Source organism: Bacteroides sp. BFG-606 (genome assembly GCF_024788145.1).
GTDB classification, from domain to species: Bacteria; Bacteroidota; Bacteroidia; order Bacteroidales; family Bacteroidaceae; genus Bacteroides; species Bacteroides vicugnae.
This window is the reverse complement of the sequence record NZ_JANUIL010000001.1, coordinates 3,512,296-3,534,807: the sequence shown is the minus strand read 5'-3', so window position 1 is coordinate 3,534,807 and position 22,512 is coordinate 3,512,296. Positions and strand designations below refer to the sequence as shown.

At 40.4% G+C, this 22,512-nt stretch carries 19 protein-coding genes and 2 pseudogenes; 3 read left to right on the top strand and 18 right to left on the bottom strand.

Translation table 11 applies throughout. From position 1 onward, the window contains the following. Positions 1 to 215 precede the first annotated feature (215 nt). The 16 genes and pseudogenes from NXV01_RS13065 to NXV01_RS12990 all read right to left on the bottom strand — a co-directional run bounded on the left by NXV01_RS13065 (position 216) and on the right by NXV01_RS12990 (position 18,731). Positions 216 to 653: a beta-1,6-N-acetylglucosaminyltransferase gene (locus NXV01_RS13065; protein WP_259023450.1), complete on the bottom strand. Its 438-nt coding sequence runs from the start codon at positions 651 to 653 to the stop codon at positions 216 to 218. A gap of 49 nt (positions 654 to 702) precedes the next feature. Further along, positions 703 to 1,086 carry a beta-1,6-N-acetylglucosaminyltransferase gene (locus NXV01_RS13060; protein ID WP_259022603.1) on the bottom strand — a complete coding sequence of 128 codons (384 nt, stop codon included), beginning with the start codon at positions 1,084 to 1,086 and terminating at the stop codon, positions 703 to 705. Between the two features lie 64 nt (positions 1,087 to 1,150). Then, complete coding sequence (locus NXV01_RS13055; RefSeq protein ID WP_151879353.1) at positions 1,151 to 2,269, bottom strand: polysaccharide pyruvyl transferase family protein; 1,119 nt, start codon at positions 2,267 to 2,269, stop codon at positions 1,151 to 1,153. 4 nt (positions 2,270 to 2,273) lie between these two features. After that, positions 2,274 to 3,809 carry a lipopolysaccharide biosynthesis protein gene (locus tag NXV01_RS13050; protein ID WP_233471908.1) on the bottom strand — a complete coding sequence of 512 codons (1,536 nt, stop codon included), beginning with the start codon at positions 3,807 to 3,809 and terminating at the stop codon, positions 2,274 to 2,276. Further along, a complete protein-coding gene (locus NXV01_RS13045) occupies positions 3,793 to 4,869 on the bottom strand; it encodes a Coenzyme F420 hydrogenase/dehydrogenase, beta subunit C-terminal domain (RefSeq protein WP_015532654.1) in 1,077 nt (358 codons plus the stop codon). Before NXV01_RS13045 ends, NXV01_RS13050 begins: the two co-directional genes overlap by 17 nt. A 169-nt stretch (positions 4,870 to 5,038) precedes the next feature. Then, entirely contained in the window at positions 5,039 to 5,683 is a 645-nt protein-coding gene (locus NXV01_RS13040; protein ID WP_015532655.1) for a hypothetical protein, read from the bottom strand. Then, positions 5,670 to 6,131 (bottom strand): BT0820 family HAD-type phosphatase, encoded by a 462-nt coding sequence (locus NXV01_RS13035; protein WP_151879356.1) that lies wholly within the window; start codon positions 6,129 to 6,131, stop codon positions 5,670 to 5,672. The genes NXV01_RS13040 and NXV01_RS13035 overlap by 14 nt, the downstream gene beginning before the upstream one ends. Positions 6,132 to 6,143: 12 nt before the next feature. Further along, positions 6,144 to 7,196: a transcriptional regulator gene (locus NXV01_RS13030; protein WP_149921999.1), complete on the bottom strand. Its 1,053-nt coding sequence runs from the start codon at positions 7,194 to 7,196 to the stop codon at positions 6,144 to 6,146. 560 nt (positions 7,197 to 7,756) lie between these two features. Next, entirely contained in the window at positions 7,757 to 8,968 is a 1,212-nt protein-coding gene (locus tag NXV01_RS13025; protein WP_015532658.1) for a site-specific integrase, read from the bottom strand. Between the two features lie 822 nt (positions 8,969 to 9,790). After that, positions 9,791 to 11,147: pseudogene (locus tag NXV01_RS13020) on the bottom strand (transposase). Positions 11,148 to 11,311: 164 nt separating this feature from the next. Next, positions 11,312 to 11,836, bottom strand: a complete 525-nt coding sequence (locus NXV01_RS13015) for a hypothetical protein (protein WP_009039971.1) — start codon at positions 11,834 to 11,836, stop codon at positions 11,312 to 11,314. A gap of 250 nt (positions 11,837 to 12,086) precedes the next feature. Then, positions 12,087 to 13,244, bottom strand: a complete 1,158-nt coding sequence (locus tag NXV01_RS13010) for a PHP domain-containing protein (RefSeq protein ID WP_259022601.1) — start codon at positions 13,242 to 13,244, stop codon at positions 12,087 to 12,089. Between the two features lie 26 nt (positions 13,245 to 13,270). After that, entirely contained in the window at positions 13,271 to 15,100 is a 1,830-nt protein-coding gene (locus tag NXV01_RS13005) for a RagB/SusD family nutrient uptake outer membrane protein (RefSeq protein WP_015532659.1), read from the bottom strand. Positions 15,101 to 15,112: 12 nt separating this feature from the next. Continuing rightward, positions 15,113 to 15,352 carry a hypothetical protein gene (locus NXV01_RS13000; RefSeq protein WP_259022600.1) on the bottom strand — a complete coding sequence of 80 codons (240 nt, stop codon included), beginning with the start codon at positions 15,350 to 15,352 and terminating at the stop codon, positions 15,113 to 15,115. 25 nt (positions 15,353 to 15,377) lie between these two features. Beyond that, positions 15,378 to 18,377 (bottom strand): TonB-dependent receptor, encoded by a 3,000-nt coding sequence (locus tag NXV01_RS12995; protein WP_259022599.1) that lies wholly within the window; start codon positions 18,375 to 18,377, stop codon positions 15,378 to 15,380. Between the two features lie 75 nt (positions 18,378 to 18,452). Next, positions 18,453 to 18,731 carry an alkaline phosphatase gene (locus NXV01_RS12990; protein WP_009039976.1) on the bottom strand — a complete coding sequence of 93 codons (279 nt, stop codon included), beginning with the start codon at positions 18,729 to 18,731 and terminating at the stop codon, positions 18,453 to 18,455. Positions 18,732 to 19,202: 471 nt separating this feature from the next. On the opposite strand from NXV01_RS12990, the gene NXV01_RS26040 reads away from it, so the two are divergent. The 3 genes and pseudogenes from NXV01_RS26040 to NXV01_RS12980 all read left to right on the top strand — a co-directional run bounded on the left by NXV01_RS26040 (position 19,203) and on the right by NXV01_RS12980 (position 21,682). Beyond that, positions 19,203 to 19,850, top strand: a complete 648-nt coding sequence (locus tag NXV01_RS26040; RefSeq protein WP_353844626.1) for a transposase — start codon at positions 19,203 to 19,205, stop codon at positions 19,848 to 19,850. Positions 19,851 to 19,924: 74 nt separating this feature from the next. Then, positions 19,925 to 20,347, top strand: coding sequence for a transposase (locus NXV01_RS26035; protein WP_011107066.1), 423 nt, complete (start codon positions 19,925 to 19,927; stop codon positions 20,345 to 20,347). Between the two features lie 124 nt (positions 20,348 to 20,471). Next, positions 20,472 to 21,682: pseudogene (locus NXV01_RS12980) on the top strand (IS256 family transposase). Between the two features lie 266 nt (positions 21,683 to 21,948). On the opposite strand, the gene NXV01_RS12975 reads toward NXV01_RS12980, so the two are convergent. Together NXV01_RS12975 and NXV01_RS12970 are read right to left on the bottom strand one after the other, a co-directional pair. Further along, the gene (locus NXV01_RS12975; RefSeq protein WP_009039977.1) at positions 21,949 to 22,239 is read right to left on the bottom strand and encodes a helix-turn-helix domain-containing protein; all 291 of its coding nucleotides are present in this window, start codon (positions 22,237 to 22,239) and stop codon (positions 21,949 to 21,951) included. A gap of 3 nt (positions 22,240 to 22,242) precedes the next feature. Beyond that, positions 22,243 to 22,395, bottom strand: coding sequence for a helix-turn-helix domain-containing protein (locus NXV01_RS12970; RefSeq protein ID WP_259023449.1), 153 nt, complete (start codon positions 22,393 to 22,395; stop codon positions 22,243 to 22,245). Positions 22,396 to 22,512: the final 117 nt, after the last annotated feature.

Below are 22,512 nucleotides of genomic sequence, written 5' to 3'. Positions count from 1 at the left end.
CAGGAATTTTTTACCGCCCCCTTTTTCACTTATTTTATCTTTCCACGACAATGATATGCCGTACCCGCTCAGAATAAAGAAGAAAAGAACAATGGTACTGCCAAAATCGTAATGATATGGAGATACTTCTGTTAGTGTCAAATGATGCCAAACTATCAACAAGTCAAAAATACCTCTTAGTGAATCAATGGGTGTGATTGTTGGGTGTAACATGTTCAATTCTGGGTATTTAGGAATGTTGTCAACCTATTGATTAATTCTGCATTTTCTGAAGAGAACTTTCTTGCGAATAAGTACTCTGAAGCAATCAATTCGTTGTAATCTTTTTCTTGCCAAGTGTACGGCCAGCCGCGTTCCCAATCGATCAGCCTTTGACAACCATTATATTCATCATTCAAATCATATACACTATTCCGAAACCGTGAATTCCAACATAAGGTCTGGATGAAAAACTCATCTGCTCCGAACGTATGCTTATACAATTCCAACACCATGGTTTTATTCGCTAGCATATACCTTACAAAATCGTTTGTAACACTTACCCAAGTGGAACCCTTCCTGAAATATATTTCTTTATTTCTTAAACAGTCAAAAACGACCAAACATTTTGCGATAATCCTGTCTAACAACCTATAAAATCGGTTGTTCCGCATTTTACTGACAAAAAAATGATACGTTCTGACACGAATATCCGAAAGTGTATCATTGTAAGGGCAAAAACCAATGAATTCTTTGCCAGGCTGCATAAAAAAAAGAATATATATACTCTTTTGATTTTAACGGTAAGTCCACGCCTGACAATAAATGATAATAACCATAATGGCTATTATTATAAGCTATTTCAAAAAGCAGATACTCTGCTTCGACTACACTTATATCACCCCATGCGACAGAAATGCGGTGTTCCAACATATATAAATTGCTTTTGCTGCAAATTATGTCCGGAATAGCTTTTGCCGGAACTTTAGCATCAATATGGATGTAGATGTCATTCAATTCATAATCCAATAATGATACCAATGTTTTTAACAAGCTCCAATCTGTGTGGGCAATTATCAAAAAAGCATGTTTTTCCATTGCTCCCATTTTATTTTTCTAAAACCCTCGATTCCTGAATAAAGAATTGTAACTGCATTGATAGAATCTTATTCTAACAAACATCAAGATGCTCTTTCAACCACTCCAAACTTTTCCGGCGTTCTATTTCCAGAGCCCCAAGAGGTTGGGTGAAATCCATTTGTAATGGAGCGTTAAAATACTCATTTGGTGATGAAAAATTCCTATTCTGTAGATGTGTTATTTGCAACAGGTTGGATATGCGGTTATCTTTCATTCCGTCAAGAACGAAAAAACATTTCTTGAAGAGAATGGAGAATGCTACAGCATGAAATGAATCACAACAAATGATGGAAGCATTCTTGCACAAATTAAGAAATTCTTTGGGACCTGTAGCCGTATATATATTAAATTTCCTACCCCATTTCAGCATGGCATTCTTACTTATCAGCCCTTGTGAGATGACAACCTGTTTGTTGTATTTGTCACCTAATGCTTCAGCCATTTCATTGACTTTCTCAGTGAAATTAGGAGAGTAGATAAATACATATTCGCCTTTTATCAAAGGCTTGTCATCTATCAAATTGTCGTATTCTTGGGGATTCAGCAGCAAAGTTGGGTCAAGAACAGAAGCAGTAGGCATCTTGGTTATTTCTCCTATATACCGGGATCCAACAGCTTCTCTTACACTGATTGCATCATATTGGTTTAATAAATCAATGACTTTCTTTCTATCCTTGTATGTTTTTATGCTTAATTGGGCACCCATACTGGGAGCATAAGCAATACGTTTGCCTGATTTTACAAAAGGCAGGAAGTAAGCATAGTTGAAGTCATTGCAATATACATTCCAGATTTGATCGCTTCCTGATATGTAATAGTCATAATTGAATCCTGCATTTTCCAAGTCTTCCAATGTTCCATATTCATTATAAGACAACTTCAATTCACTATTTAAGAATTGTTCAAACAATCGCTGTTTTTTCAATATTCCCCATACGTATGCCGCTTGTATGATAAAGCGTACACATCTGCCATAAAACGATCCTACCACAAAGATGGGCTTATATTGCCGCTTTTGGGCAGGACTCCGGAAATTAATGATTTCACAGTCATACCCCATGCTCAGAATTACTTGCTGTAAAGCGTATGCCTGAAGCATAGAACCGTAATTATATGCGGCATGGAAAGTGATGATTCCTACTTTTTTCATACAATTAATCTATATGGAAAAACTTTTTTGCTTTGGGTGTCACATAAGATATAATGAATGTACGTTCGGATGCTGTCAGGCCAATGGTATAAGTCAAAATTCCCATAGCTGTGCATGATACGAAAGTGGTAATCAGAAGCCTGCTCCAACCCTCGGTCATATAAACATGAATGCCTAACGGAAAAATAATGGCTAAAGCACTTACGCCCGCAATAGGAAAGACTACGTTCCAAGTATATTGCCTGAATGCGAGACCAAGCTGTTTCTTGCAGAACATAAGCCTGACAATATTCCCAATCATTATGAATATGACCGAAACTATCAATGGAGTTTCAATGGAATAACCACTTTTCAACAACAAATAAGCCACAGGAATAATGAATAGCAATGATGAACTGACTACAATTTGATACCATTTTATATTTCCTGTTGCCATGAGCGAAGTTATCATGGGACCTCCAAAGGCATTTAATAAGGCTTCGATAATAATGATGCGCGTAAACGAAGCAGTCATGGGGGGGACTTCTACTAACCACAAATCCAAAATGAAGTCTGTCTCCATCATGACTGGCAATGCAATGGTAAAAAGCAAAAAATAAGAGATTTTTGAGCTTTTACACATGAGGTCGCAAGTTTCCTCTGATTCATGGGCTGCATATCTTTTGGTCAGTTGTGGATTTACGGCACTCTGAAACCCACCGGTAAGATTTTGTATGGCTCCCGAAACCTGGCAAGATACACCCCGTGCTGCGTTTGCAACAGGACCACCAAACAAATTCATCAATATGTTTATGCCTTGATCTTTTAATAACCATGCAATAGTTCCGAACATATTCCAACCCGTAAATTGGACCATAGAGTTAAAGATTGCCTTATTCCATCTCAAATGAAGCCTGCATTCGGGAAATTGTCGGCTGCAATACATACGGTAAATCATGGCTATTAAAAATTGAAGGAGAAATATGGCGAATCCCCAAATAGAAAGCCTGTCGTATGGATAATAAAAAAGTCCCCAAACAATAAACAGCTTGGCTAAAGTTTCCCCTAATCCTACGTATGCATAAATGTGCATGTGCTCATGCGAAATAATAGCAGCATTGTAAGGTGTCTGTAGTATTCCTAAAATTGTTGTTAGTATTGTGGCCTGAAACACCCAATTGGCTGCTTCCATTCGCACTTCAGGAATATTCAACTGTGTGTTCACAAACCAAACGCCCATCGTTTCCGCCGCAATCAGAACAATGACAGCAATTATGGCATGAATATATACCGCCATATTAAATACTTTGTTAAATTGCCCTTCCGTACCTCTACCTAACTCATAGGTAAGATAGCGTTGTGTAGCCACCGACATTGAACCGTTGATAAAAGACATTAACGAGATGATACCACCCACCACATTGAATATGCCAAAATCATCTACGCCAAGAGCTTCAAGAATCTTGCGTGAAGTATAAAGAGCCACAATCATCGACACGAATGTCCTTATATAAAGGTATATCGTGTTCTTAGCTATGCGTTTGTTATCGGCGTATGACATTGATTATAGGCATAAGCACAGGTTTGAATGATCTGAGTATATTCTTCAAAGACTCAAGAATCAAATCCTTGACTATTACTATTCTTACCGCTTTGTCAAATGGGAAATACGGATATAGCATAGATAAAAGTCTGGCAGATAAACCATTGTGAACCGGGCGATACAATTGTGTATTTCCTTCTACAGCTTCCTCGACACTACGTTCATAAATCCACATATCTGATTTTGCTGCGGCAATCAGCGATTTCCCTTTTTCTGAAGATGGTAACAATACGCTGATACCTTCTGAAATCTCTAAAGGAAGTGATGCCGCATCTTGCAATCCCCAAAAGTCACCAATCGTGACATCGCTTACTCTTTCCTTGCGTGCAAACGGGCAGTGATAGCAACTTTTCCTATAAGATATTCCGTCCAGAAACGCCCTGAAATACGTATCTCCGTAAGGTTCGGAGGAATACACTGTACCGCATCGAGATGTTATCTCGATGCGGAATAGCTGTCCTTTTCTGAAGGACAGCTGTTCCGCGGACGTTTTTAGTATATGATGGATATGCTCATTCAACATCTGTTGCGACGGGACACCATGACAAATCAGGTCCACCAAATACAAATGTTCCGGGATCCATTTTATATAATTTTTCAGTCCAGCTACTTGACAAGGGGTACCGACGAACAGTACTGGTTTCCCGGATTTTAAATCGGCTTTTACCTGACTGAATAATCCCCTGACATCACTTTGCACATATTTCGATCCTTGCAGTTTGAATAAGTTCGACAAAGAGTCTACCCGAATATGGCGGATATGCATTCCTTCAGATGTACAGCCGTAAACAACGCCTCCTTGTCTTATAATATAAGATGAAAACACATGGGCGGCTCCACCGGACGAGCTTGCAAGATATTCCTCCCTATCCTTGTTCCATGCCGCATAAGCTGTGAGAGGGATATTCAACTTTATATTTTCCTCCTCAAACGGACATACCTTCTTACAAGCTCCGCAGTCAACGCAAGCGGTTGTATCTACTTTCGGATAATGAAAGCCTTTTGCATCAGCAATCATGGTAATGCAACACCTCGGACAAATCTCCATACAAGCATTACACCCACAACAATCCCTTTTTTTTCTATTTACTACTGATGATGACATCTATATTTACCTCATAATTCGAGTAAGTACATATTTACCACTAATTTGGTCAGAATCCACTTACGTCTATCCAACCCTATATTTAGGGAAAATATTGGTCTAAACGATTTTGAAAGTGATTATACATTTCATGAATGAGATATTCGAATCTTTGTTGTACTTCTTTCTCATTCCAGCCTGAAACCAAAACATACTTTATTCGTTTATCTTTTGCGGGGATTGGATGTTTCTCTAATAAATCAAACAATTGGACAGCAATTTCGTATGTTTCTGGTTCAAGTTCATTCAAGTTGTCTCTGATATAGTGCAGATTTTCAATAAATATATCGTAAACTGAATCTTGAAATATAAATGTCGGAGCAACAATCGTTATTGTATCTTGTTTTACAACCGAATCCAGAATTTCCTTTTTACCTTTCTCATTTTTAAATTGGTCCACGTATATGGAAATCTTATTTTCCCGTACATTGAACTTCCCTTTATAAGTAATTATCTGGTAATGTTCTTTTAAAGACTTTACCTTATTATATATATGATATTGTTCCAATACCAAATCTTTTGCAACTTCCATCTTTATTTGTGACGTAATATTCTGTTTGTAAAATATTTGTGTTGCAAGCGTTGTACAAATGGCTGTTAATACAATAAGGATTATTTCCCGAAACCAACCGCTTTGAAATTTCTCCCCTTTTTCACGATTGGTTGTTCCTGCCTCATTCCCTTTCATATTTTGAATGTGTATTCTTTTTATTTATCAATTTTTTCCACCATGATGCTTTCTGAAAACGCTTAAAATCATGTGTTTCATTCAAATAGCATTCATAGCTCCATCGGTTATGTATCATCTCATAGATAGCTCCCCAATCGGGTAATTTCCCGATATTCAAGTCATCGATATACAAGTCAGCCTTAACTTTCCTGCAAGGGCTGGTCATATCCGGTTTTACCTGTTCATCCGGATGGTTGGCATTGACGGCATAAAACTCCACGCCCCGGGTGCGGCAATATTCCACCGCTTCTTCCAGCAGTTTCCCTTCACGCACGCTCCATAAAATAAGCAAATGCCGTTCGGCCTGCAACAGTTTCAGGGTGGCAATGGCAAAAGGAATCTCTTTCCCTATCCGCGGGTATCTGTGTTCCACAATCGTTCCGTCAAAATCAACAGCAATAATCATGACATCCGTTTATTATTCTATTGGCAAAAAAGGATAACGAACTGCCAGCGACTCCCGTCCGGTTTCTACAATTTCCTTCAAATCCACAGATATATCCATGCAGTTTATAACAGACACCAGAATTTGATCCGCTTTTTCACATATTATCATCATGTCTTTCATGTCTCCGATATGGGAATCGTAATATATACTCCGGAAATAGCTTCCTGTTTCTTCAAGCAGGAAGAACGCTATTTCCACCGCTTCATCAAAGTTCTTTTTTACCATATCGGATTTCATCCTTGTAACCCACGGCGTGAGATTTTCCGCCATGCCCATTATATCCAATTGATTTTGGGGTGTAAAAAAACAGCCGTCTATTTCCTTTTGAAGCGGTGTGAATGTGACATACGATGATTGCCTGATTTTTTCCAGCTGCTTCCTCCGCAGACGGACATATTCGTCCAGATTCTCGAAACTCTCCTTATATATGCCTCCAATGGCCACTGTCATTCCTCCAATGGAAGTGACCAGGCACTTGTCACGGGAGATTCTGATGCGATATCCTTCAAGGCCGGAAAGGATACCGGAAGTAATCCGGACTAAAGGATTCCCCACAGAATAATAATCAAAGGAGTGGGGCATGAAACGGATACGGGTGGGAATAACTTCCGACACCCGCATGAAAGGTTGCATCACACTGTCAGGTATGGCGGCTATTTCTCCGGTACTGCAATCCTTCACTAAATATAAATTGAAAAAGTTCTCTTTTAAGAATTTTTGAATCCTGTTAGCGTCACCTTGGATAAAGACAAGGCCGGAAATGGTTGCCTGTTCCTCTTTCTTTATCCGCTTGTTCCCACGTTTATAGACGATACTCTTATGAACAAAGATACGGTATTGTTCTGTTTGCAATTTCTTGCTCACAGTTTCTACTTTGGCATGATGGATAAACAAATAGCACCAGGATGTTATCTCCTTGTTTCCGGTATATTTCTTTACCTCCGGATCAGAAATCGTCTCTGGTCCGTTCTCCGCTTTGCCCCCCATGGCGTTAGGTTGAGTTTCTGTACTATACAGTGACATCGTCGCTCAAACTAATTTATGTCTTTGATCCGTGTTGTGCCATCTGGCAGCTGTCGCCCGATCAGTTTTAATTTATAAACAAAACTTAATATTCCGTCCATAAATGTATCCGTTTAAGTGTAAAAAATGTGCTACAGAACCGTCCCATTCTTTTTTGAGCAAGTGTTCTATAGCTCCCTCTCTTCATAAGAGATGTATAATGTGATACATGTGAATAAAACAATCTGATAATAAGCACTTTGCTTTCTTCTAGGAAACTCTTTGCTCAACAGCCTGTTTGGCAGTTTCAAGGATCAGTCCATATTTTATTCCCATTATTTGTTCATTTTTGTGGTTATTCTCAATATTTTGTGTATTTTTGCATTCAATTATACATCTCTTATGAAGAGACGACAATTTTTACTCAACATTATTGTAAAGGTCTCCGCGATGACGCATAGTATACCAGATTAGAAGTTCCTAATTTTGCGGCATATACATTAATAATGATATGACAAAGTCTATGGTTTTAACGGAGTCAACTCCAATTCCTCCTGAATATCCTTTTGTTCAATATTCTATTATATCTGCAAGGATTTCAAAATCAACTTGTTTGCCCTGTCAATGGTGGCGGTATCCAGCGAGGCCAGGTAGATCCTCGTTGTTGTCTCCGAATCGTGTCCCATACCCTCGCTGATCACCGAAATCGGGATGTTCTTGCTCCGGGCCGCGCTGGCCCAGGAATGGCGCGCCACGTAATGGGTCAGGGGGACGGACATCCCCAGTTCCTTCCCAAGAACTTTCAAATGCCTGTTGATACGGTGGGAGGCGTTGATATATTGTTTCCTCTCATCTGTTCCCGGTCTGTCGATAACGGAAAGAAGGTACGGGGATCCGGGGATGTTGTAACGGTCCACGATTTCCTGCATGCACGGCTCCCATTTTATAAGGAGCTGCTGGCCGGTTTTCTTCCGCCGGTATGAGAGGATGCCGTTGTTAAGATCCTTCTTTTTCAGGAACGCCATATCGACCATGGACATTCCTCTTGTATAAAAGCTGAAGAGTAGCATGTCCCTCGCATAAGCCTTTGCGGGCTCAAATGACAGGTCCAATGACTTGAGCCGCTTTATCACATGCAGGGGTACCGCCCGTTTCGTAGTCTTCTCAACTCCGGTATAGACATGTTTGAAAGGGAAACGCTGGACAGTAAGCCCCTTCTCCACGGCACGGTTATATACCGCCCGCAAGTTACGCATGTAAAAGGAAATGGTATTCATGGAAACCCCGCCCGATTCCAGCCATGCCTCGTATGCGACCATCAGATCGGAATCCATATCGTCGGGCAACACATCTCTCCCTTCCATGAACCGTATGAAGCTGTTGAGGGTGGAGGTGTAGGTCTCACTGGTCCGTATCTTGCCCAGGCGTTTCAGGCCGTTTATGACCTCCCGCATGAAGACGGGGAAAGACAGGCTGTAATGTCCGCCGTTAAAGGCGGAAACCACGTCGTCGGCCGTAAAAGCCCCCCTTCTCCGTTCCAGGGTTGTGATGATACCCTCCAGCCTCTCGGTATCCTCCATTATCTTACCCTCCAGCAGTGACAGGTGTTGCCGTCTTCCCTCATCGGACGGAGCGGCGACGATACGGGCCCGCCTTTTGTCCCACTCGGCGGGGAACAGCCTGTATGAGGTGCTAATCTGTCTTGCCACACGTACATGAATCACTTGGTAATAAACTGTACCCTCTTTACCATCCACCGAGGATGGTCTGAACTTAATTTTTACTGTAGCCATAAATTCTTCAATTTTAAATTTTATAGGGTACAAAATTACCAGATACAACAAATTATTGATTTATGCAAAATATTGTATTCTAGTGAATAAAAATCTTCTTATTGACTATAAGGAAGGGGATCGGAAAACACTACATCCTTTTCTGAACGTCAGGAGTAGAATTATGTTGTCATGGAATGGAATCGATGATGACAAATAATAAAAAAACGAATGTACGACATACAAATATCCTCAGTGCCGTACATTCGTTTTTATATTTTTGTCTTGAAAAAAGGTTCTTTGAGTTGATGCAGAATAAAACAGAATATTGTAATTCGATCGTTTCTAAAGTGTTACCTATGATCTATAAAGTGAGTGATAACTATTTTATTTTCAGTTAGACAAAGAATTGATTGTGTTTACTTGTGTAAGTAATATTTGAAAATACAGTAAAAAACAGAATGGTGATAATTAAACGTAAATCGTTTATAATTAAGTATTTTACAAAAATTGCAGAATAGCCTGACCTGCCTTTATCCTCAATAATAACGGGGATTATGAATGAAACTCACGAAGTATGACCCGCATAGTAACCGGTAACTCTGATAAGGTGTCCATTTAGGGATATTCAGTAAATGTTCCTCTTTCTTCTAAATTAAGAGAAAAGTTTTACTTTACGTGAGCTTTTCTCTTGATTTTTTCGTTCAATTCTCCCAGTCTTCTATCTTTTTCATAGAACATTATTTACATATTCTTATTTTTTCTTCCCACCCATGCATTATGTATATATCTTTTTTTAGTGGAAGTTAAAACCTCTCCTCTTTTCCTCTTATTTTAGTCAGATTATGCTGCCTTTCTTTTTTTCTTTTCGACCTTTTCTATCATGCATACCGCATTGGCCGTATGTATCCCAAAGAAAATCCAAAGCATTTCCGTTTTCCTGTTTCTGGCTTTTATCCTGGCCAGTGAGTAATATTGTTTCTGCGTTCCAAAGCTTCCTTCCAGCCGGGTAACTCTTTCACGGCTGAGTTCCGACCGTAAGATCTTCCGAAGCGGCTCATCTTTGGCGGCTCTACCCTTACGCTTGAAGGAAGTACTTATATGATATTTAGTACAAAATTTCCGGTTGGCATTATTGGCATAGATTGAATCCGCTGCAAGCGCCTTAACCCTAACCTTGGTCAGTTGTTGTTGCAGATGAATACAGTCTTTCAAACGTACTCCTTCGTTAAAAGCCTTAAAGGAGATATGTTCTATAAAGGAGATTCCATCTATCTGTATATTGTTGACCTTGGCTCCGAATTCAACGGATTTGGTTTCCTTGCCTCTGATAATGGGGCGAAGGTAATGCCGGTCGATACTCACGATACGGTCGGACACTTTTTGGCCTGCAAATAAATTCTTCCCTTGCTCAAGAACCGTCTGTATGACCGAGAATCGTCTTTGGTAATCAGAGGATAGTGTAAGCCTGTTCCCGTAGGATGAATGAATCCGCTCCAGCTGGTCAAGCAACTTTTCCAACAACTGAAGTAGCCCGCGTGTAATCATACGGGTCTGTGATTTCCTGCGTTTACGCAGTTTACTGTAAACAAGGTAGGCACGGCTTACATCAAGATACTTGTTACGGGGACGTTGTATGTGCAATCTCCGGCAATGTTTGCACAGATGACGATGAAGCCATACGATACCTTCCCATAAGAGTTTGGTATCAGTAGGGAAACGCAGACGGCTTTCATAACAGGTGGCATCCGTCATACAGACATGAAGGTTCTCAAGATAAGGTTTCCAATGCCCGGCAAGAATAAGCTGGAGGGACTCAACATCAAGGCGATTCGTCAGGAACTGGCGGATCGCACTGACGATTTTAGGATTGGTCAGCGGATGAAGCGGATCAATCTGAACACCACAAAACAACTGGTAATGAATATTACCGTTTAAATGTTCAATCAGTTGTGCATCGGAAAAGTTGGCATAGGACTTCAGGACCATCAAGGCTATTTTACCTTCGGGAGAAAATAACTTTTACGCCCCAAAGGAGAAGACTTCAAATGCATTTGTCGGACCTGTTCCGAAAAAGGGAAGAGAGCATGGAGTCGACCTAATTCAATCGTTGCAAAACTTTGACGATATTTTTTAGCATATCGAACTCGGTAAAACCTAAACAAGGTTCGATTCCGGAGATTTTTTGTATCTTTACCATGTGTTTTTAGTTTAGATTCCCCCCGTTTTGGCCGTCAAACCGTTTTTGGGGGCAATGCTTAAAGATACAAAAAAGCAACTAACTCGCAATAAATTAGTTGCCTTAATTTTTCTTATTTTGGGAATATCCCCATTTAAATTAGATTCCAATAAGATGGTCTTAACCTAAAATGTTGACTTATCATTCAATTCAATGGTGTTACCGTTAACTACTCCTTCAACTATTATGAATGACCATTCATCTATTTTATTGTCAAAGTCGTAAATATCTGTCGAATTGGGATATTTTATGAAATTTCCTGATGAGATTATATCTACTCGGTCTGTCTTTATCGTCACACAGGAGTTTTCATCAGTAAGTTTTTGCCCATACAAAATGATTTCATCTCCGGCTTTGACATCAGTAATAGTAGTCGCACACATTGCTTCAAGACTGAACTTATCAGAAATAATCATACTGTTTCCACTTACTATGTTGACGACAGCGTCTTTCACTATAATAAATGAATGATCGTCAGTAGAGAATATATCTTTCACTGAAATTTCAGAGATTCCTCGATAACAGTCGCCTTCTTGAGAGACGATAACATAGGCATAGCTGGAGAGTTTTGACTCATGAAAGACTATTTTGTCTGTGCGTGGACTGTCAACTTCTCCATCACTATAATTATCCTTAACGCAAACGGTCACGTCTGTGAGTCCGACACCATTTGAAGGAGTAACAGTAATCTAGTCAGGCGTATCGACTCTCCATTCAGCATCAGCATATATGGTGATTATCAGGCTCTCAGCATCAGTTGACTCGAAAGAAAGATTTTCTGTACTTGAGAGTACAGCTTTTGCCATTATCGGCTCATTATCGTTGATGCAAGCAGAAAAAACCGCAAGCATCAACGTAAAAAATAGGATATTTATTGACTTTTTCATTATCTCAGTTTGATTATAATGATATTCTTAAAAATGAATCAGCTCCTGTCCATGCATTATCTACAGAGAACCCGCGGTCCTTGTCAGACAAAATTATTGAGCTAAATTCAGGGAGTACAATAGGATTTTTTCCATCCGGATGAATGATAAAACGCAAAGAAGTAGGATTCTTGAGTTGGATATTATGACCATTTACGGGAGAGATGGAAACACAACTCATAAAAAGTTGACGTAAAAGGTATTCCTGTCCCATTAATGTCCCTCCTGCACCATATCCGATGGTACGTCTATTTTCAAGAGCATCTCTCATTGCATCAAGTGAACGGTCCTTAGCTAAGATTATCGTCATGTCCCGACGTAGTCCTCTACCAATATATTCCTCAAACGATGTATCGTGAAGGTCGGTCGTCGATGCTACGAATAAGTTGTCTTCTTTTGCTCGGTCTATAGTTCCGGGACAAAATGCTGTGCCATTGTTGGCTTCTATTCCGTCAATAAGCCCTTCGCCGTATGCTTTTAGTTCAAAATCTGGGTGTTGAATCGATTCACGGCGCCAACCGGGATGATTATGCATCACCAAAGCTCCCTGAGCTTTGGCGTTGCGAATTGCGGTGAGAGGATCCGGGTCATATATGCCATTGTTATCTGTTGTGAACAGAGCGTTATAGTGCCCGATACCTTTTGGCTCACGTGTGATTTCTATACCGGGAATAATAAGCAGACCATAGCTGACGGCAGCTCTCTTGGTAAGTTCAACAGATTTGTTCAGATCTTGCTTTGGTTTAACATTAGTTTTTTTATTCACATTATGAGCCTCGATACCATCAGGGAGTGTAGCTCCTAGATAACCTATCATATCAGTATCGGCGGGATGATATTCAATGTGATCAGTCACTGAAATAGCATCAAGACCATCGAGCCAAGCTTCTCGGACACGAGCAGACGGCGACAGATGTCCGTCAGAAAAGTATGTATGAAGATGAAGATCCGCCTTCAGTGGGATATATCCTTCGATGGAATCGGGAAGTATGAACTCGACGCGAGTGGAGGCTCCTGTACGATTTGCCTGATGTAACATATCACTATTTGTAGCCTCGGTGTAATATGTTTGCCCTGATGCTTTTACTTGACCAACAAGAAAGATGAGGGTAATAATTATAAGTTGTTTCATTGTTTTATATGAAGAATTTAAGATTATCAAAAACCTAAACCATCATCCCATCCAGGATTCTGTGTCAAGCTATTATTCAGCGAGCGTTCATGGATAGGAATTGGGTAAAGATAATCTCTTTGTTCATTGAAGTTAACTCTTGGAACACTCCTGTGGTAATATATGTAGCCATGATCATTATTTGACAACAATATATCCTTTCCGAGAGCATATACCTGAACTCCAACTCCGGCATTGGGTTTAGGAGTACCCTGATTATAAAAAATCACGTCAACTTTCCCATCACCGGATAAGTCATATTCTCCAGCTCCTGCAATATACATTCCCATAAATGGAGAAAATGATTTATCATCAGAGTCATTTATTGCATATCCTGCTTTCCATCGCATAAGGTCAGACCAACGGAAGCCTTCCTGTACGAGTTCAACGGTACGCTCACGACGTATTTCAAGTATGACACCCTTGTTGGCACCATTCACATTTGGGAAACCGGTTTTAGGGTCGCAAAGATATGGATCAGGGATAGCGTTCGACATCCCCATGTCAATCCCGAGCATACCGACACGACCACGTAGCAGATTTACGGAGCGGTCAAGATCCGACTGCGTCAATGTCCCCAGTTCGGCCTTTGCCTCTGCATAATTCAGAAGGACTTCAGCATATCTGATGACAGGTAAATCATTTACTGAATAGCTTGCCCTGTCGGTATTGCCTCCGGCAGCCGTGGGATCTTGTACGAATTTGATAGGTTGATATCCCGTGATTGCAACGCCGAGATCCGGAGCGAGAATCTCTTTCTTTCCGATTCGTGTATAACCGGGAGTACGTATAGACTGAGCCAAACGGGGGTCACGGTTTACAGTCTCTTCATTAAATCCCATCGTCTCCCAACCGGGACGGTCAGTAAATCGGGTTCCATCTGAATTAAGATACATACAAACCATCTTGCGGGTATAGCCGGGACGTCCTTGATTACTCAACAACATGTGTGCGTTTGATCCATGTGAATTGTTAAAGATTGCATAGCGGTAGCTAATGGCCAGGATATATTCGTTCGGATTGGCATCATCCTCTGCAAAGAGAATATTGTAGTCGGTAGAAGGAGAGCCGGTAGAATAAAGCGAATATTCACCACTGTCAATCAGCTTGCCTGCTGCATCAGCCGATTGGGCCAAGTAATAGTCTGCGTCATGTCCTTCAATCCGTAAGTTGTGATACTTACGATAAGTACCTTCAAACAGACATACTCTGCTTTTGAAAGCGAGAGCAGCACCTTTGGTTACTTTATAGGGGGCTTCAGCCTCATTGTTGCGGGAGGGAAGATGTTCGATTGCGAAATCGAGATCCTCCAGCATTTTCTGCATCACTAACTCGCGGGAATCGCGAGGCTTGTAGAGTTCAGGATCAGTATCGCTTAGTTCGGTATCGTACCAAGGCACATCGCCAAATCGTTCGATTTTGTCAGCATAGAAGTACGCACGGAAGAATCTGGCGACAGCCGAATATTTTTCGGCGGCATCGGAATCTTCGCATTTGTCAATGTTGCCAAGCAAAGTGTTGATACGTCTGAGGTCTGTCCATGACCATCCACCGCCTGAAGCGGGGACGGTACGATAGGAGCCCCCCATCAGCTCATTGGAGAGCGACTGACATACATAAATGTCGCTCTGATCCTTGTATTGAACTTTGGGAAGGATGTTATTATATAAAGGATTCGTGAAGAGCTCCAGGTCTGAAGCTGTACGGAAATATTCTTCCGATGACATTCTGTCCTTCGGCAGAAGGTCAAGTTCATCGTTGCACCCACACATCAGAGTGACAGCTACGGTGAAAACCAGATATTTTATTATTTTCATATTCTCTGTTAATTATAATGTTATATCAATTCCGAACATATAGGTTTTTGTCCAAGGATAATACATCGCATTAAGTTGATTGCTGCTGCGACTGAAGGCGGCTTCCGGATCAATATATTTGGAATGTTTCTTTATGGGAGACCAGTAACACAGATTCTCGGCTGTGAAATATACGCGCAATTGTTGGATTGATACTTTTGAAAGTATTTTTCCGGGGATAGAATATCCTATTGTCAGATTTTTGAAACGCATATAGCGGATATTCTGAAGATACCTGTCATTTACAAAGCTTAACTGACCATTTTTTGCTGACTGTCCGAGAGGGCGGGGGGAAATATGCACCCGGGTTGTCCTTCGACCAACATTGGTCGATAAAGTTACGTGGTATATATCCTGCCACAGGATCCGAAAATGAACCCCAAAATTGGTAATTATAGCCATTTGGATACCAATAGTGGTTGCCGGTTCCTTGGAAGAAGGCATAAATATCAAATCCCATATAGTTTAGGGAGCCAGAGAATCCATACTGGAGGGTAGGAAGTTCGTTTCCGATGATTTTCATATCACCCGGATTCAAAGCAGAGTCCTCACCTACAGATATCTTACCATCCCCATCAAGATCAGCAAATTTAAGATCACCTGCCCTCCATGTTCCTTGAGGAAGATTCTTGGCAACAACTCCAAGATCTACCCGGGATGAATATTGGGCTGCCTCTTCATCAGAAGCAAACAGACCATCTACATGATAACCCCATATTTCACCAAGTTTCATGCCCGGATAGTAGCTCTTTGCAAATACTTTCTCAGGATTATCATAACGTGTTATCCGTGCATCATAATTACTGAGATTGGCAGAAACAGAATAAGAAAGGTTGTGACCGAATATCTTCAAATTATCATGCCATGTGGCAGAAAGTTCATATCCTTTTGTCCGCAAGTCCGCCGTGTTCATCTGCGGAGGAGTGGCACCATATACTCCGGGAAGCTCAATACCATCGGTAAGCATATTAACGGTATTTCGCACATAAATGTCTCCGGTAAAATTCAAACGATTGTTGAACATCGCTAGATCTGCACCAATATTCCACTGACGTGCCGTTTCCCAAGTAAGGTTTTGTGCTATGGGTGCTCCGATAGACGAATATTTCGCCTTTGTATCAGAACCAAAGTTGAATGTGTCAAAGTCACTGAGAGTAATCATACGAAGGAACGTATAAAAAGAAGATACGTTCTGGTTTCCCAGACTTCCGTATGAAACCCTGAATTTCAGATTGCTAAGTGACGGGCGTGCCCATTCCATGAATTTTTCTTCGGATATTCTCCAGCCTACGGAACCGGAAGGGAAGCATCCCCAACGGTTATTGGAAGCAAAACGGGAAGTACCATCATAACGTCCGCTAATCTCAGCAAAATAACGTCCGTCATAATCATAGTTGACACGTCCGAACCATCCTGCAAGCTTGTATTCGTTCTGACCACCTCCCATTGAAAACATGGTTGTTGCGAGATTCAAGTCATCGAGGTCATCTGATGATAACTCATAACCTACTGCACTGAGATTTTTTTTATGCCAATGTTCATAATTGAAACCAAATGTTGCGGCTAAATTATGTTTATCATTCCAGCTTTGATTATAATTTGCATAGGCATTTACAGATATATAGTTCGATGTATAAACCTGTTCAGTAAGTTTGTTTTGGCCGGCCCCAATACCGTAAAAGTCCATTTCGGAATCAGGATACATCCTGAAATTCAAATGATTTGAACGCCAATAATTACGGTCCTGATCAAATTTGTATGAAAAATCGCCTGTAATACTTAATTGCTTGATAGGGGTTACTATAAAACGGGAAGTATTTATAAAACTCATATTGCGTTCAAGATTACGATGTGAGCCCTCTCCAATCATAATATGACGGCCATTTGCCATTTTTGTACTCTGATAAGGTACTGAGTATATCCATGTTCCATCCGGATTCTTGTTGGGATAACATGCAAATGCACCATTTGCAGAATATCCGAATGTGTCTTCTATACTGCCGTTTCCCTGAGATTTATAGGAAGTAGAGTAAAGTGATGTGTTATTGGAAAATCGCGCCCATTTTGTAACAGGAAACTCTATTTTAGACCGAAGATTATATTTGTTATAGGTATCAGGATTAACTTTCAAGATGCCTTTACGGTATTCATACGCTCCGGATACGAAGTAATTTACATCGCCAATGCCGCCTGACAGTGATATATTATGCTGCATTTTAGGCCGGTTATCACTGAAATTCATGTGATAATGGTCATAATTTCCATAATATACCCACTGTTTTTTTCCATTACGTACATCTTCAACTATCCACGGACGATCCGGGTGTTCTGTACGGTCGTTGACACGTGCCAGTAACTCAGCCATATCCTTATCTGTGTAGTCTATGATATTTTTACCGTCTTTAGCTCTGGCAAATAAGTTGGCAGTATAGACAGCCCAATAACCACGGTCCTCATAATCTGTACTGTTGGTGTTTGCCTCCCAGCCGAATCTGCCACTGTATCGAACTGTAGTCCTGGCTCTTTTCCCTGTTGCATCATCGCTCTCTCCAGCCTTAGTGGTGACCAAAATAACACCAAATGCGGCACGAGCTCCATATATGGCTGCGGCTGAAGCATCTTTGATAACTGAAATACTCTTGACATCGCTTGGGTTGACTTGGCTAAGATCACTTTCAACACCATCTACCAGGACGAGAGGATTGGTGGCATTTACTGAAGTGGTACCACGTACATTGATTGATGGAGATTTGTTCGGAAGACCGGAACCCGTCGTGATGTTAAGTCCAGGAGTCGTACCTTGAAGCATTGAGGTAAGTGACTGGGACGGACGATCGGAAAGCTCCTTATCTGTAATTACCGAGACCGCTCCTGTGAGATTAACCTTTTTTTGTGTACCATAGCCCACCACTACGACCTCATCAAGAGCTTGAGCGTCTTCAGTCATTGTAACGGTTATTTTATTCTCGTCAGGCTTCAAATCTATTTCCAAAGGTTGAAAGCCTATATAGGAGAAAGTCAGTTTTTTTACGCCGGAGGGAAGTGTGATTTCAAACTTGCCATCTATGTCAGTCGTTGTCCCTATCTTGTATTCTCGATTGAATACACTGACACCCACTAACGGGTCTCCGCTTTTTTCGACAACTTCACCGCTAAGCGTTCTTGTCTGTGCTGCTGCTCCGATTGCAGTTATGCAAACCACGAGCAGCAAAATTAATTTTCTTGTTAATGCACTCATAAGATAATGATTAGTTATTGATTGATTTCATTATTTTTGTGTTCTATACATTTTTTCTTGTATATATTTCCAAACTCATCTATTGGCCTTATGCCCACATGCCAAAGCTGTTCCAGCTGCTGCTGAATCTGTTATAGGAGATGAAGCGGAGAATGTGGCCATTATTCCGACATTAGGAAATCCAAACATAAGGAGAAGTTCAAATTCATTGGTTCTAAGATATTCTTCCGTTGCCATAATATGGCCAAGCCCCATACTGTCTCCTATAAATAAGAAGATATATTTGGGAGTAGCTTTCGTTTCTGCCAGTGCGAAACAAGCAATGGTCAATGCAATAATTATTCGTTTAAGCATACTTACTATTTTTTCTCGCTGCAAAATTCCATATATTTTATTTCACATTTCTTTCGGGAATATTAAGGAATTATTAAATTCTTTAATTTGTTATTATTACATATATAGAAATAAAAATATGGATTGTTCGTAAATTTGCAGTCTGAAAACAGGAAATGGAAAATCTGTAGGTCGCAAAAACAAAATTCCTAGTTCGACAAAAAAGAAATACCACCTAAACGTGACAAATCGGGTCATATTTTAACATATTCAAACGCACATAATCTTTTTCTTTCTCTTTGGTCATAAAAGTATAAGAAAGTTGAAAAGAAAGAGATTGTGTCAAATGTGAAATGACCCCAAAAGTTTTTTATCTAACTTTTGAGGTGCACTTCAACGTTGGCACACCCTTTTTTATGCGCAAAGCCCAGACTTCGCAAGCCCGGGCTTTGTTATTATCCAAAGTTTCTATATCTTTAGACATAAAGTTTTTTGTTATGGCAAAGTTACATTTTCGTCCTTACATTCCCCAACCAGACCGTTCTTTTTCCACAAAGAATTGATGAAAACATAGCATCGAACGATCCGGTTCGCATAGTTAATACTGTTGTTGATAATCTCAATCTTGACAATTTCAAGAAGCTTTATAAAGCAACCGGTCGTTGTCCTTATCATCCTAAAATGATGCTTAAGGTGATTATTTACTTCTACATGAACAATATCTATTCGTGCCGCAAAATAGAGAAGCTTCTCCTATGTGACATCCATTATATCTGGCTTTCCGCTAATGAACATCCGGATTTTACTACCATCAACCGTTTTCGAAACCGTGCAAAAGAAGAAATAAATACCGTATTTACGCAGTTGGTCCTTGTCCTTGCCGACAAAGGTTTTATCAGCCTTGACGTAGAGCATATCTACGGTAGCAAGATTGAGTTCAGGGCCAACAAATATACTTTTGTCTGGCGCAAGACAGTCGAAAAGAACCGTACAAAGCTGATGGATAAGATCCGCATTCTCCTGGAGCAGGCAGATGAAGCCATAGCCCAAGAGAACTCCTCCAAAGGCACATCCGTAGAGTTCACTCCTGCCATGCTCTCAGATATAGTGAATGAACTTAAAGAGGCGCTGGAACACTAGGACAAGGAACAAAAGAAAGTCATACGAGAAAAGAAGAAACAGGTCCGGAACTTGAGGAGTACCGTGACAAGTTGATGGAATACGACAACCATCTTGATACTCTTGGAGAACGCAACTCCTATTCCAAGACCGATCCTGATGCCACCTTCATGCACATGAAAGAAGACACCATGAAAAACGGACAGACCAAGCCCGGATATAATCTGCAAATAGGTACCGAGAACCAATTCCTCATAGACTTCCGGCTGTTTCCCAACCCAACCGATACACTGACCCTCATACCTTTCTTCCACTCCTTTGAGCAACGCTATAACCACTTACCAACTGTCGGAGTGGCAGACTCCGGTTACGGCTCGGAAGAAGGCATCAGGCATAGGGGAAGGCGATGTATAGAACCGGAAGCAGTTTTTGGACAAATGAAACACAACATGGCATACAGAAGGTCCGGCATGTGGGAGAAGAAAAGGTTACAATGGACTTTGCATTCTTTGCTATAACTTTTAATATCAAAAAGATGTGTACAAAACTACTGAAAGCTGGAAAGACAGGGAACAATTAACTTTAGAGAATGTAAATTAAACTGTGTCATCAAGGAATTAACTTTGCTAACACTGTTTTTTTATGAAAGCAGAATTTGATTTTGAAAATATTAAGAACAAAGCTATTGAACAGCTGAAAACCGATAAGCCTTTGTTGGTAAGGATGGTGCTTTTGTCCCCTTATTGGAAAGTATATTGAATGCAGCATTGGAAGGTGAAATGGATGCGCATCTTACAGAAGAAAAACGTCAGTTGGGTAATCGTCGTAATAGTAAAATGCAGAAGCAAGTCCAGACTCCATTAGGTGAGATCACTGTGTCTACCCCTCGTGACCGTAATTCAGGTTTTGAGCCTTAGTATATAAAGAAGCGTGAGGCCATCTTGGCGGAGGGGGTAGCAGACCGTATGATCGGACTTTATTCCCTTGGTAACAGCACACGTGAGATCAGTGACTGGCTAAAGGAAAATCTCGGCAACCGTGTTTCTGACGAAACGATTAGTTCAATAACCGATCGTGTTCTTCCTGAAATAAAGGTTTGGCGTTCCCGTATCCTTGATGATGTTTATTCGATAGTCTGGATAAACGCTATCCATTATAAAGTCACTGACGAGAGAGGGTGTGCCGTTACCCGCGCAATCTACAACGTCTTAGGCATAGACAAGGAAGGCCACAAGGATTTGCTTGGAATGTATATCTCTAAAAATGAGGGAGCAAATTTCTGGTTAAACGTACTGACGGATTTGCAGAACCGTGGAGTTCATGATATCCTTATTGCGTACGTTGATGGCCTGAAAGGCTGGATGCCACCCAAAGTGTTTTTCCGAACACAATATTACAACTTTGTATCGTCTACCAGATACGGAACTCCATTAAATATGTCGGTAGTAAGCATCAGAAGGAATTCCTCAAAAACTTGAAACGGGTTTATGGTGCAGTACATAAATAAGCTACTGAAACAGAGTTTTTTTAATCTGAATGAGAAATGGGAAGAAAAATATCCTATCGTCATCAAGTCATGGCAGGACAACTGGGAAAAACTTACTGAATACTTCCAGTTCACATCAGATATACGCCGTATGATTTATACCACAAATACAATTGAAGGCTATCATCGTCAGATACGGAAAGTGACAAAAAACAAGGGTGTGTTCCCTAACGACACCACCCTTGAAAAACTGGTTTACCTCGCTTATCGCAACATACGTAAGAAATGGACTATGCCACTGGCTAACTGGGAAGCCATTACTCAACAACTGGCGATAAAATTTGGAGATAAGTTTAAATTCTTGTAATTTTACGCTCGTCGGGACGGTTAGTCCCGCCCATTGGCGCCGGGCCGTTCCTAGACCGATGAGATTGAATGAGAATAGAGCATGACACAGTTTAATTTACACATCCTTAACTCTAAAGTTCCTTACTCATTATCTGAATCTTACTTGAAGCCTCAACTCCTATGACACCGCATATATGCTGCAACTTTCTTCCTGTTATACTTTTACTTACTTTTGCAAATATACGAAAAAGCAATATAAATATAAATACAAATTCATCACTTGATTTAACGAAGATAACTTCTATAATTTTTTTCCAATACTGATTGCAATTTGGAAAGAGGATAAAGGAACTTGCCACCTATAACAGTATAAGCTATCCCCTTTTCATCCCGCAACTTTTGCAAAGTCCTGCTTGATATATGTAACATACTACATACCTGCTCACCAGTCATATAAACCTCATTAGCTACAGGAACCTGCAAATTCTGAAATTCAAGAATTTCCTTTGAGCATTTTCTAAGCATCCCCATTATCATAATATATTCTTCTGATTGTTTTGTAATTACCCCATCCATACTCTATTTATCTTTTTGAATTAATATTCTGACCAAATCACTTTCCTTGTACATATATTTTCCACCAATGAAAGAACATGGAATGATCCCATAATCCCTATAACTTTGTAAACTTCGTTTAGAGATGTTCAGAGCCAGACAAACTTCCCTGGGTATCCAGTCATTTCTCCCTTTTAACTGTTCCAAACTTCTTTTTAACGGCTTCAACTTGTACAGATAAATCCTTAACTTGCTGTTTTAACCGTAAATACGCACTTTTTTCTATAACAATTA